Raw genomic sequence first — 13,096 nt, 5'->3', positions numbered from 1 at the left:
GTTTATAGACACTTTGTAAGCTATAGTAAAAATATAGGTGCTGTATACAGTACCTATATTTTGTTGTTTAATAGGTATAGACATAGTAGTTAATTCTATTTAGTAGTTCTTTTTATCTATATTGACTTTTTAAAAACATCCATGACAATAATAGATAAATTATATGGTATAATAACCATTAGATGGTATATTTTGAAGCTTAAAAGGAGGAGTTTATGAAGAAAAAAGTGATGATATGTTTAATAGCATCCATGTTTATAATAGGATTAAAAACACAGGCAAATGCGCAGCAAGATACATGGAAGATATATAAGGATGAAAAGTTGGTAGAGATTAAGAATCAACCATTTAGCGAAGGAGATGAAATATTTTTTCCTTTAGTTGATATGTTTGGAATAATAGGCTTTGATATTGAAATTGATAAATACGGTAAGATAATTGTCAAAGATGAAGATTCAAAGATAGGTTATTATATGATATATGAAAGTGTTGTGTATGATGCAATGACTAAACATAAAACTACAACTAAAGACAATACATTGTATGTGGATAGTAGTTTTATCGAAAATAATATGTTTGCAAATATAAAAATATCTAAGAAAGACAAAAAACTATATATCGATACAAAATACACAAAATTCATAGCATCACTCCATAAGATGAGTTACAATAGTGGAAGATATGAAATAGTAGTAGATGAGTACTGTAGACATAAGGATGATATGAATAGAAATGTTTATGAAGAAAAACTCACAGGCAAAACTTTATGTTTATTTGATAGAGGTCAACCTATAAAAAGCGTTTTTAAAGCATCTAGTATGCATTTAGTAGACGGAAAGAAAACGAATGCAAAACTAGATTATTTTTATTATGGAGATATAAAAGGTTTTATAGTAACGATAGATGGTATGAAGAAATATGGTAAAGACTTCAATGAATCACATACTTTTTATAATGGAGCTATAAGAACTATTAGAGAATGTAGATGGTCAATTAATAGCTTAATAAGTAATGACAAAGTTAAGATACAATTAAGTAATATTGGGAGTAAAAACAGAGTTAAAATTATAACTACTGATAACCAAGCAATAGCTTGTTTGCTAAACATTCCTACAGGCTTCATGCCTAATACTAAATCTAAACTAGAATTTATATTTGGTTATGACAAAAACTATAATATTAATGAATTTGAGTATTACATATCTATAGACGAAGGGAATAAAACAAGTATCAAACAAAAAGTAAATCTTAGATTTAGCATGCTTAAAAATATTAATGAATTAGATACTTCACTAGTAAGCCTTGTAAAAGAAGTATATAAAGAAGAGTTTGATAGTAAAAATGCATATGAAGTTATAAAATTTAATGATAAAGCTTTTGAAAATATAGTTAGAGATTTGTTGAACAAACCCAAAAGTGACATATATGGATATGAACTATATTCATTGAAAAGTATAGACATTGATAAGTACAAAGATCAAAAAATAAAAAGTATAAAAGATATAGAGAACATGCCAAACTTAGAACTTATAAGATTAGACGGCAATCTAATAAAAGACATAACTCCACTTAAAAAATTAAAAAAAATAAAAAAGCTATCTATTAAAAACAATTTAGTAGAAGATATATCCTGCATCAATTATTTAACTGACCTGCAGGAAATAGATTTTGAAGGTAACAAAATAAGTGAAATTCCTAGAGTAGATAAATTAACTGATTTGGTTATGGTAAATTTATCAAATAATAAAATAAGTGATATTAGTAACATTCAAAGTATGAAGCACGTAAAGAAACTAAATCTATCTACAAACAACATATCTAGTTTAAAAGCTTTGGAGAAAATAAGTCAAGGAGAATTTAACAATCTAGAGAACCTAAATCTTGAAAATAACAATATATCTAACGCTAAGTATTTAAGTGTTTTTACTAATCTTAAGTCACTCAATCTTGAGAATAACAAGGTTACTGATTTGAGTAATTTTGACGATATGAATTTAGAGTATCTAAACTTATCAGTAAATGGTGTGCAAGATTTATCTAAATTAAAGAAAATGGATACTTTAAAAGCAATTAAATTATCATTTAATAAAATAAAAGATATAACACCTTTAAAGAACTTAGAAGTAGTTTATTTATATCTTGACTATAATGAGATAAAAAGAGTAGATACTTTACCTATGAAGAATTTGAAATGTTTAGCTATAAACAATAATCAAATTGAATATATTAATGAGGAATTATTTAAAGATAAAGAAATGGGGCTTATAAATATTAGTTATAATAAAATAAAAAATATAGATTTCATATCTAAGCTAAAATACATACAATTAATATACGTAGAACATAATCCAATAAAAAAAGAAGATATTGAAAAATATAAAGATATATTATCTAGAAATAAAGATTAAGGTTTAGAACTACTTATAGGGGGTTAACAAATGAAAAATAAAACAGCTGTCTTTTTTATGATAGTATTTATGATTATAACATGCAAGAGTGTTAAAGCAGAGAGCGAGTGGAAAGTGAAGCTTGACAATAAAGAGATGGAAATTTTCCATCCAATAATAGAACATAATCAAAAAGTTTACTTACCAGTTAGCGATACACTTAAGCTTTTAAAATTTGAAGTAAAGCTTACAAATCAAGATTTTTTAGTTAGTAGAGATGATATAAATAGGAAATTTTATATTGACGAAGATTATATAACAGATGAAAGATACACAAAATATGACTATTTATACAATGTTGAGCTTTATGCTGAAGCTAAATTTTTTGAAGAGAACATGCTTTGTAAAGTCGTATTTGATCAAGAAAAAAAAGAGGTATTAATAGATACAGATTACGAGAAACTTTATAGTATGATTGCTAATCTAAGATACAATAGTAATTATTTTGAAATAGATTCAATCCATACCGAAAAGCTCGTTACAGAAGATGATAAATACTACAAAAATACAAATAGTAAAACTTATTGTAATATAAGAGGATATAACAAGACTGGAAGGTTCAACCCAGTTTTTTTAAAAAACTTAGATGGACAGGTGAAATTAGATAAAAAGGGACTAGATATAGTTAAAAGCTATTACTTTAGAGATGGAATGGCTGGTATAAAAATGATTGCCAATGGAAAAAAGCCAGTGTATAGTGAGGCAGATTCTATTTACATTGATAGAGATGTTGATAATATGACAGCATTTAAAGGTTTTGATCAATTACCAATTTATGATATTGAAATGTTTAAGTTAGATTTAATAAACTATATCAACAAAGAGAAGTTAGTTATTAAATATGAAGAAACAGGTAGTGATAAACATATATATACAATTACTACATATGACGCTAATATATATTATGAATTAATATTTAATACATGGATAGAAGAAAATGAATCAAGAGAGTTTAAAGCAGATATAATTATTGAGATTGATGCGAAAAACAGAATACAGCAGATAAAGATAGATTATCAATACAAGGATGAGTATAGAGAAATGAAATATAAAGATAAACATATGTTTAGTTATAAAAATGTACCATTAAGCTTTAGAACTACATTAAATAAATTAAAGAAGGAAGTATATGCAAGTACTTTTGAAGAAATAGATACCGAAAAGATAGTAGAGTTTAAGGATAAAGCCTTAGAAAAGTCTATTAGACAGCTAATAAATAAACCACAGGGTGATCTTTATATATATGACTGCCTTAGTATTGGAGAACTAATATACAATGGCTACGAAAGACTAAAATATTTAGATGGTATAGAAAATTTGCAAAATCTAAGAACATTAATACTATATGATAATGATATTGTTGATGTATCTAAATTAGCTACCATAAAAAGACTGGAGTTTTTAGATCTAACTAATAATAAGATAGCAAATATAAGTGTTCTAAATGAGAATATAAATCTTAATCATTTATATCTAGATAATAATGGGATTAAAGATATGCCAAGTTTAAATAAGTTAAACAACTTGAGATATCTAAGTTTAACCAATAATGAAATAAGTGATTTAACTTTTTTAGAAGGCATGAAAAATAGTGATATAGAAAGATTATATTTAGAACATAACAATATTAAAGATTTAAAACCTATAGAGAATCTTATGAATTTAACAGAGCTTTATTTAATGAACAATGACATTGAAGATTTATCTGGCTTAAAAGATATAGAATACTTAAAAGTTCTAAACTTGAATAATAATAATATTTCGGATATATCACCAATCAAGAACGTAGAGACAGCATATTTATTTTTGAATAACAACAAGATAATGAATATAAATGAGTTGAACTTAAAAGAAACGTATATATTAAGTATTGATAACAATAAAATAAAGAATATAAACCAAAGCTTATTTGACCACACAAAATTATTAATGATTTTAAGTATAAAAAATAACAAAATTAATGACTGGGAATTTTTATCGAAGCTGGAGCATTTGTATAAGATAAATGTTTTAGGTAATGAAATAGATGATGAAACTATTACAAAATATAATAATGTATTTGTTTATTAAATGAAGTGAAGATACTTTTCGGGTGATTTAAAAGATAGCAATAAGCATACTTAAATTGATTGATAGCGATAATCTAGGAGAACTTAATATGTCTGAAAGAAATAAGTTATTTTAGGATGGATGAGAGATTATGAATTTTAAATAGCTAAGTTCATATATGTAGATGGTAAACTTACTGACTATGATATGAACATTTAGATAATACATTTAGTAGAGGTGAAAATATGCTATATGATAAAAATACTATATACATTCTTGGAACTGCTAAAATAAGCAAAACTGACCCCATAACTGCTTTATACGATATATTTTTTATTGGCTTAGTAGTAAAAAAAGATAATAGTAAAATAATAGATGCCACATGTAATATGGTCAAAGATGCCACAACAGATTTTATCAGGTCAATGCTGATAGGTTATAACCTTGTGAAAGATATAGATAAAATAGTACAAGAGGTTAATACTAGATTTTACGGAATGGCACAAAAAGCAGTTATTGCCTCTGTAAAAGATGCTAGAAATAAGTATATTATGATTTCAAAATAACTAACATAAAGGAGGCTAACGATTATCAATTAGCCCCCTTTATTTATTAAACACATTCGTATTCCTTATTTCTATCGTTGTTATCCTTAAAAGGTGTTGCTTGTATACTATAAAGCTTCGAATAGTAATCTTTATTTGCCATCAAATCTTCATGTGTGCCACATTCGATTAGATTACCTTTTTTAAATACTAATATCTTGTCTGCAAATCTAACAGTTGAAAATCTATGAGAAGTAAATATACCTATTTTGTCTTTACATAATTCAAAGAACTTATCAAATATATCTTTTTCAGATAAGGGGTCTAAAGCCGAGCTAGGCTCATCTAGAACATATATATCAGACTTTCTGATAAAAGCTCTAGATAGTGCAATTTTTTGCCACTGACCACCTGATAATTGTGTTCCTTTTTCAAACCAGACACCCAATTGACTATCAATAGAGTCAGGAAGGTTCATAACAAAATCATTAATACCAGAACGTTTCGCGGAGGCTATTATTTTTTCATTGTCTTCAATATATTTTAGATCGCCAAATGCAATATTCTCTCTTACAGTTAGTTGGTATTTTACAAAATCTTGCAGAACGATAGACATCTTGTTTCTCAATGAATTTTCATCATAGTCTTTTATAGATATACCGTTAATTAAGATATCACCTTCAAAGTTATCGTAGAGTTTGCACATTAGTTTTATTATTGTAGTTTTTCCAGAACCATTTTCACCTACTATAGCTATTTTTTCACCAGCAGATATTTTAAAATCTAGATTTTTTAAAACGTAGATATCTTTATTAGGGTATTTGAAAGATACATTTTTAAATTCAATATCTTTTATTGTATCTAATGCTAAACCGTTAGAGCTAGATTTATTGTTTTCATCAACAGGTAAATCTAAAAAATCAAATAATTGCTTTATGTATAAATTGTTTTGGTACATACGAAACATTGTATTTAAAACTAATTGAGAGTTTGACTGGACTAGCTTTGTAGTGCTTAAAAATGCATACAAATCTCCAATAAAAAGCTTTCCGATATATGTACTATAAATTACTAATCCTCTCACACCGTTTACAGCTATTTCGTTTATCATATCAAAGACTAGAGTAAGAGAAAATCTTCTTTTAGTCATAGCTTTATCTTCACGATAAAAACCTTTATAAAATTTCTTATATTTTTCTACTAAGTGATTGCCCAAATTATAAAGCTTAACTTCCTTTACAGATGCATCTCTAGTGAGTAAAAATTCAAGATACCATGACTTTCTATGCTTTGGAGCTCTTTTCCATTGTAACAAAAACTCTTTTTGCCCTTGTTTTAAAAGACTTATAGTAGAAAAAGAAGGAACAATGATTAATAAAACAGCTGCCCACCATTTCCACATAAAAATAACTCCAGCAGAAGTTACAAGCGTTAAAACACTACTAATAATAGCAAGAATAGATGTGAAAACAGAAAATGGTCTATAACCAGCTTCATTTTGAGCTCTTTGAAGCTTATCATAGATATTTGGGTTTTCGAAATCAGCTAGTGATAGTTTTTTTGCTTTGTCTATTATATCAACTTTGATGTCATAAGTCATAATAGTTTGGAATAGATTTTCAAAATAATTTTTTGCTAGAGACAATAAGTTTGCAAAAAGCGAAGCTGAAATTAAAAAAATGAATGCGTTTAGTACACTTCTATAATTATTACCTCCCTTTTGAACAACATTGATTAAATTTCTCATAGCATTTATATTTACAACAGGCATAATACCGATTAAAATACTAAGTAACATTATAACTATTAGATACTTATGATTACAATTCCAAAGGAGTTTAAGTATCCTAGGCCAGTATTTAAATGAGCTGAAAATATTCTTAATGCTAAATTCTTGGGGATTCGTTTCAGATTTTGTCATATACTACCTCCTTTTACATGGACTAGCTATTTCTAATTTATAATATTTACGTGCAAAAGTCAATAAAAACTTGTCTAAATTGTGGTAAAAATACCAAAAAAATGAGTTGGCAAAATTCATTTAAAAAACACAAATTTTATAGTATAATGTAATCAAGTAAATAATAGTTTTATTTATTGGTATATAAAAGACCTTTATATACAATTGTAGATAAGACCCATGACTGACTTTATGTTGTTGTGGGTTTTTTTATGTTGATAAAACGGAGGGATAACATGTCACTTGAAAAAATAGAAGGAATCATGAGAAAAAATCTAGACAATAGAAATATGGGTGGAGTTTATTTAAAAGGGGAATTAGAATGTATTTGTAATGAATTGATAAAAAGTAAAGTAATCATGATAGTCACAGGATTTGTGATTAAAGATGTACTTGTAGGAGAAACAGATGGACCATTAGGAGCAGTAGCTCTTGCAAATGCTCTACTCAAGCTAGAAAAAAAAGTAATTATAGTAACAGATAAATATTCTGTAAATATAGTGAAAAAATGCAGTTTAGAGGTAGAGATAAGAGATAGGATAGATATAGAGATAATTAAAGAAACAGATGTAGAGGCAAATTCATTAGCATTATTAAAACAATACCAACCTTCTCATATAGTAGCAGTAGAAAGGCCAGGGAGAGCTAAAGACAGGTGTTGTTATTCAATGAATGGAGATGACATAACACATCTAGTACCAAATACAGATATATTGTTTAAATATGCGAAAGCTATGAAGATAGTAACGATAGCAATAGGAGATGGAGGAAATGAGATAGGAATGGGGAAAATATCTAATTATATCAGGGAGCATGTTGCCTACGGAAATTTAATTTGTAGTGAATTTAGTTCTGATTATTTAATAGTAGCAGGTGTGTCTAATTGGGGAGCGCATGCTATAATAGCAGGATTATCAATCATGAGTAACAAACGGTTGCTACATGATATAGATATGGAAAAGAGGTTGTTATATTCTATGGCTGAGTGTGGGGCAGTAGATGGCGTTACAAAGTTAAAAACTCCTACAGTTGATGGACTAAGTATAGAAGAGAATATAAGCATAATACATGAGTTACACTTTGTTTTGGAGTGTACTATCCAATTTACAAAGAAATGACCATAAGCAAGGTATTTGACATATGTTATATTCTATCATAGAATTTAAATAGTCAAATTATGCAACAATATAAGTAGGAGGTGCAAAATGGCAGAATTCAAATATGAAATAGTAGAAGAATTAGGAGTATTATCTAAGTCAAGTAGTGGATGGTCAAAGGAGTTGAACAAAATTAGCTGGAACTCTAGAGCTCCTAAATATGATATAAGAGATTGGTCAGAAGGTCATGAAAAAATGGGAAAGGGAATTACACTTTCAGCGGAAGATTTAAAGAAACTCAGAGATATACTCAATGAAATGGAATTGTAAATCGATATAAAGACATATTAAGTTAATATGTCTTTTTTATATGAGAAAACGCTTGTTCGATTAGCACAAATTATATATAATACTATATATAATATTATACATTGATGATGAGGTGATGAGAGTAAATGAATATAGAAGAAATGTTAAATCTATCAAAGTTACTGTGGGAAAGTAACAAAGAAAGATGGTCTCCTATGGAACCAGAATACAGTAAAGATTTTTTATTGTATATGGTTGAAGAACTTGGAGAAGTAATAGCTATAATAAAGAAAAAAGGAATAAATAGCATAATGGAAAACGAAGAAATAAGAGAACGTTTCATAGAAGAAATGGGAGATGTAATGATGTACTATATGGATGTATTAAATAGATTTAAAGTAACTTCAGAAGAATTCACAAGAGTATACAAGGATAAATATGATAAAAACCTAATTAGAAATTATAAAGAAGAATATGAAAAATATCAAATATAATAACTTGATTTTTAACATTATTTATTATATAATTAAAATAATCAATTAACCGATTAAGAAAATAAATAATGAATTTATAATATAACAAACACCAAGGAGGTATTACATAATGGGATACAAATTAGAAACCTATGAGAAATTGACAGGTGCAACAGATCAAACACCAGCATTCTCATGCGTAGCACAAGGAAATGGAGTAATGTATGCTAAAAAAGGAGCAATGGTAGCAGATCAGGGGCAATTCAAATACGAGAAAATCCTGCTTGATCCGAATGGAGGAGGATTAGTTAGAGGAATAGTTAATCAAGTTTCAAGAAGATTGACAGGAGAAAACATGGAGATAATGAAAGTAAGTGGACAAGGAATGGTCATATTTGCTTGGGAAGGTAAAAATGTTAAAGTTATACCTGTACAACCAGGAGAATCACTAGGAGTAGAATCAGAGAATATACTAGCATTTTCAGGTAACTTGAAATATGGAGTGAGATTTATAGGAGCAGGAGTGTTATCACAAAAGGGATTGTTTACGACTAATTTTCAAAACAATTCCGGTGAAGTAGGGTTTGTTGCAATTATCACAGATGGTAATGCAATAGTGCTTCAAAGTCCATGTAGAGTAGATCCAGATGCAATAATATGTTGGACTGGTCCAGACCCTGGGTTAAAGCTTGATGTTAACTGGAAGACAATAATAGGACAAACCTCTGGGGAATCTTATATGTTCAACTTTAAAAATGCAGGTCAATCAGTAGTTCTTCAACCATCAGAAAGAAAATCAGGATTAGATATATCTATAGACTCAGGTGGAAGGGCAAGAGGACAAGGAAGCTCATATCAAAACTCAAGGAATAATGTAAGTGATACAATGGGAAATATTGGACAAGCATTTGGGGGAGGACAAAATGGTAACAACTCAAATCCATTAGGTAATATAGGATCAACGCTAGGCAGATTTTTTAATGACTAACAAATAAGAGGAGGAAATATTATGAACATAAGTGGAGGATTAGGTGGTTTAAATACTACAAATACAAATAATCAACAACAAGCTACAGAGACATCTCAGCCAGCAGGGCTAGGAGGAGGAATAGGTGGTGGAATTGGAGGAGCACAGCCTACAGCAAATCCAACAAATACAACAACTCCAGCACCGTCATCAAATATAGTATCATTAAAAAAAGGTCAAAAGGTATCACTTGCTAAAAGTGCTCAAGGAGCGGGAGTAAACGGACCATTAACTACTGTTAAAGTAGGACTCGGCTGGGATACAAATAAATATGATGGACAAAATGAGTTTGATCTAGATGTATTCACATTTGCTTTAAAAGCAGATGGAAAGGTTAGAAATGCAAGTGATTTTGTATTTTACAACAATAAAAATATTCCAGAAGGTGCTATAGTTCTAAGTGGTGATAATAGAACAGGCGCAGGAGCAGGGGATGATGAATCAGTAGAAATAAACTTGACTTCATTGCCACCTGAGATAGAAAAAATAGCATTTTGTATAACTATTAATGAAGCAGAAACAAGAGGTCAGAATTTTGGTATGGTAGACAATGCATTTGCACGAATAGTAGACGCTGGTTCTGGAACTGAATTTATGAGATATGATTTATCTGAAGATTACTCTATTGAAACAGCATTGGTAGTAGGAGAGCTGTATAAACATGGTGGAGAGTGGAAATTCAGAGCAGTAGGTTCAGGATTTACTGAAGGATTAGTAGCTTTATGTGCTGAATATGGGGTAAGTGCTGAATAGTAGATTTACATTTATATAATTATTAACAAAGGGAATGTTTCGTACGAAACATTCCCTATAAATACATACTGAGTTTTAAGAATATTAAAATAAATGATATGGGGGTAGCTATGAAAGGATTACAAATAAGACTTGCATCATTTAAAGATATAGAAGATATTTTGGAATTAGAAAATGAAAATCAAAAATATTATGCTATAGAAATTCAAGGACCAAGCGATATAAGAGAGCAAAAGCTAAGAAAAAAAATTGAAGAAGCAAGTAGTTTAGATGGGGTTTATGTTGTAGAAAACGAGATCGGAGCTATGATAGCTTGTTGTATATTTGATATGAGTATAACAAAGAATGGCTATACTCATATCAGATATTATGTATCAAAGCAATATAAAGAGCCATTTGGGATTAAGGCATTAAACATTATAGTTCAAAAGTGTTTTGGTGACTTGAACTACAATAAACTAAATATACGTATTAGAAGTAGCAAAAGACAAATGTTGGAGATTTTATTAGCAAGTGGCTTTATGATAGAGGCACGTTTAAGAGAACATTTTTATATAAATGGAAAATACAAAGATGTGCTAGCAATGGGGATTACAAAAGAAGATTTCAATAACAAAAAAATATACAAGGATGAAATCGTAAATATTAGCAATACAGAGTTTGATGATGATTATAAGTTAAAAGTTAACTTATCTCCAATAAAGCAACTACTAATTGGAGAAAAAATAGATTTAACACCAGTTAATGAAGATGATATCAAAGTTATGTATGAGTTATCTAAGAATTCAAATGAGAAACAATATGGATATATAGGAGCGCCTGCACCAGCACAAATACAAGAATATAAAAGAATAGTAGAAAGAAAAAATGATTACTTTACTTTAAAAAAAGGGATATCATTTGGGATAAGAACAAAAGATGGTAGAATTGCTGGAACAATTGGAGCAGGAATAATAGATTTAAAAAACAGACATTTAATGGTTGGGTTAGGGATATTAAGTGACAAAGATAGAGGCAAAGGATATGGATCAGAAGCTATAAGACTTTTTAATGACTATGCGTTTTTAGAATTAAACATGCATAGAGTATATTTAGGGTGTTTTAACTTTAATGAAAAAGCAAGAATGCTTTATGAACGCATAGGCTTTAAATTAGAGGGTAATGATAGAGCATTTGTATTTAGGAATGGTAACTACTATGACGGGAGTGTATTAGGGCTTCTCAGAAGAGAATGGTTAGAGTTAAGAGGGTACATTGATAATGATGATTGTGACTAAAAGCTTTATATAAAATGGGACTGTCTCAGCGAGATAGTCCCATAACTTATTCTAATTTATTTAACTTCGTATATCCAACCTTCTGGAGCTTTAACATCTCCAAACTGGATTCCATATAAAGTATCGTATAATTCCCTAGTTAAAGGGCCAACTTCAGTTTCACTGTGGAATACATGAAGTTTACCTCTGTACTCGATTCCACCAATAGGTGTTATAACAGCTGCTGTTCCACATGCTCCAGCTTCTTTAAATTGATCTAAATCTTCAACCAAAACATCACCTTCACTAGTTTCAAGATTCATGTACTCTTTTGCAATATGTAAAAGAGAGTATTTTGTTATACTAGGAAGTATTGATGGTGACTTAGGTGTTATAAACTTATTATCGTGAGTTATACCAAAGAAATTAGCAGCTCCAACTTCTTCTATTTTCGTATGTGTTTTTGGATCTAAATAGATACAGTCTGCAAATCCATTATCAACAGCTACCTTGTGAGCTTCTAAACTAGCAGCATAGTTACCACCAACTTTAGCTCCACCAGTTCCATAAGGTGCTGCTCTATCAAAGGACTCAGAGATGACAAAATTAACAGGAGTTAAACCGCCTTTAAAATAAGGTCCAACAGGTACGCAGAATACGCAGAACAAATATTCAGGTGCTGGTTTAACACCGATGTTATCTCCTACGCCAATTAAAAATGGTCTAAGATATAAAGTTGCACCAGTTCCATAAGGTGGCACATATGCTTCATTAGCCTTAACAACTTGCATACAAGCGTCTATAAATCTTTCAACTGGAAAATTAGGCATTAATAATTTGTCACAGCTTCTATTTAAACGCTTTGCGTTTTCATCAGGTCTAAATAATTGTATTTTATTATCTTTAGTTCTATATGCTTTTAATCCTTCAAAACATTGTTGACCATAATGAAGTGCTGTAGAAGCTTCACTTATTGTCAACATATTATCCTCAACTAATTTACCTTCATCCCATTTGCCATCTTTCCATTTTGCTACATATCTGAAATCAGTTTTCATATAGCTAAATGATAAATTAGCCCAGTCGATATCAACTTTTTTTGTCATGACATCCATCCCCTCTAAAATAATAATATTATTGTCTATATCTTACAAGAATTATATATAAATATCAATACATT

General features: G+C 29.2%; 11 protein-coding genes. 9 read left to right on the top strand and 2 right to left on the bottom strand.

Annotated features, from left to right (window positions below; translation table 11 throughout):
- The first annotated feature begins 215 nt into the window (after positions 1 to 215).
- The 3 genes from P3X86_RS07000 (at position 216) to P3X86_RS06990 (ending at position 5,062) form a co-directional block, all read left to right on the top strand.
- Complete coding sequence (locus tag P3X86_RS07000; RefSeq protein WP_483291947.1) at positions 216 to 2,408, top strand: leucine-rich repeat domain-containing protein; 2,193 nt, start codon at positions 216 to 218, stop codon at positions 2,406 to 2,408.
- 30 nt (positions 2,409 to 2,438) lie between these two features.
- A complete protein-coding gene (locus P3X86_RS06995) occupies positions 2,439 to 4,517 on the top strand; it encodes a leucine-rich repeat domain-containing protein (protein ID WP_483291946.1) in 2,079 nt (692 codons plus the stop codon).
- A gap of 224 nt (positions 4,518 to 4,741) precedes the next feature.
- Complete coding sequence (locus P3X86_RS06990; protein WP_483291945.1) at positions 4,742 to 5,062, top strand: DUF3870 domain-containing protein; 321 nt, start codon at positions 4,742 to 4,744, stop codon at positions 5,060 to 5,062.
- A gap of 46 nt (positions 5,063 to 5,108) precedes the next feature.
- Here the strand turns inward: P3X86_RS06990 and P3X86_RS06985 are convergent, their stop codons facing one another.
- Positions 5,109 to 6,962, bottom strand: a complete 1,854-nt coding sequence (locus tag P3X86_RS06985; RefSeq protein ID WP_483291944.1) for an ABC transporter ATP-binding protein — start codon at positions 6,960 to 6,962, stop codon at positions 5,109 to 5,111.
- A gap of 275 nt (positions 6,963 to 7,237) precedes the next feature.
- Between P3X86_RS06985 and P3X86_RS06980 the strand changes: the two genes are divergently transcribed.
- From P3X86_RS06980 to P3X86_RS06955, 6 genes are all read left to right on the top strand, one after another.
- Positions 7,238 to 8,119, top strand: coding sequence for a DUF4392 domain-containing protein (locus P3X86_RS06980; RefSeq protein ID WP_483291943.1), 882 nt, complete (start codon positions 7,238 to 7,240; stop codon positions 8,117 to 8,119).
- An 87-nt stretch (positions 8,120 to 8,206) separates the two neighbouring features.
- On the top strand, positions 8,207 to 8,428 hold the full coding sequence (locus P3X86_RS06975; protein ID WP_483291942.1) for a YdbC family protein: 222 nt from the start codon (positions 8,207 to 8,209) through the stop codon (positions 8,426 to 8,428).
- Positions 8,429 to 8,553: 125 nt separating this feature from the next.
- Entirely contained in the window at positions 8,554 to 8,901 is a 348-nt protein-coding gene (locus P3X86_RS06970; protein ID WP_483291941.1) for a MazG nucleotide pyrophosphohydrolase domain-containing protein, read from the top strand.
- Positions 8,902 to 9,010: 109 nt separating this feature from the next.
- Positions 9,011 to 9,868, top strand: coding sequence for an AIM24 family protein (locus P3X86_RS06965; RefSeq protein ID WP_483291940.1), 858 nt, complete (start codon positions 9,011 to 9,013; stop codon positions 9,866 to 9,868).
- 195 nt (positions 9,869 to 10,063) lie between these two features.
- Positions 10,064 to 10,660, top strand: coding sequence for a TerD family protein (locus P3X86_RS06960; RefSeq protein WP_483292537.1), 597 nt, complete (start codon positions 10,064 to 10,066; stop codon positions 10,658 to 10,660).
- A 110-nt stretch (positions 10,661 to 10,770) separates the two neighbouring features.
- Positions 10,771 to 11,937: a GNAT family N-acetyltransferase gene (locus P3X86_RS06955; protein WP_483291939.1), complete on the top strand. Its 1,167-nt coding sequence runs from the start codon at positions 10,771 to 10,773 to the stop codon at positions 11,935 to 11,937.
- Between the two features lie 56 nt (positions 11,938 to 11,993).
- On the opposite strand, the gene P3X86_RS06950 is transcribed toward P3X86_RS06955, so the two are convergent.
- The gene (locus P3X86_RS06950; RefSeq protein ID WP_483291938.1) at positions 11,994 to 13,022 is read right to left on the bottom strand and encodes a branched-chain amino acid aminotransferase; all 1,029 of its coding nucleotides are present in this window, start codon (positions 13,020 to 13,022) and stop codon (positions 11,994 to 11,996) included.
- Between the last annotated feature and the right edge of the window lie 74 nt (positions 13,023 to 13,096).

It is taken from the genome of Abyssisolibacter sp. ZYX002, from assembly GCF_056892235.1.
This window is presented reverse-complemented; position numbering and strand designations above follow the sequence as displayed.

Coding starts and splice junctions, on each gene's coding strand:
- P3X86_RS06980 (WP_483291943.1), top strand. CDS start 7,238: ATGTCACTTGAAAAAATAGAAGGAATCATGAGAAAAAATCTAGACAAT.
- P3X86_RS06950 (WP_483291938.1), bottom strand. CDS start 13,022: ATGACAAAAAAAGTTGATATCGACTGGGCTAATTTATCATTTAGCTAT.
- P3X86_RS06970 (WP_483291941.1), top strand. CDS start 8,554: ATGAATATAGAAGAAATGTTAAATCTATCAAAGTTACTGTGGGAAAGT.
- P3X86_RS06990 (WP_483291945.1), top strand. CDS start 4,742: ATGCTATATGATAAAAATACTATATACATTCTTGGAACTGCTAAAATA.
- P3X86_RS06955 (WP_483291939.1), top strand. CDS start 10,771: ATGAAAGGATTACAAATAAGACTTGCATCATTTAAAGATATAGAAGAT.
- P3X86_RS06975 (WP_483291942.1), top strand. CDS start 8,207: ATGGCAGAATTCAAATATGAAATAGTAGAAGAATTAGGAGTATTATCT.
- P3X86_RS07000 (WP_483291947.1), top strand. CDS start 216: ATGAAGAAAAAAGTGATGATATGTTTAATAGCATCCATGTTTATAATA.
- P3X86_RS06965 (WP_483291940.1), top strand. CDS start 9,011: ATGGGATACAAATTAGAAACCTATGAGAAATTGACAGGTGCAACAGAT.
- P3X86_RS06985 (WP_483291944.1), bottom strand. CDS start 6,962: ATGACAAAATCTGAAACGAATCCCCAAGAATTTAGCATTAAGAATATT.
- P3X86_RS06995 (WP_483291946.1), top strand. CDS start 2,439: ATGAAAAATAAAACAGCTGTCTTTTTTATGATAGTATTTATGATTATA.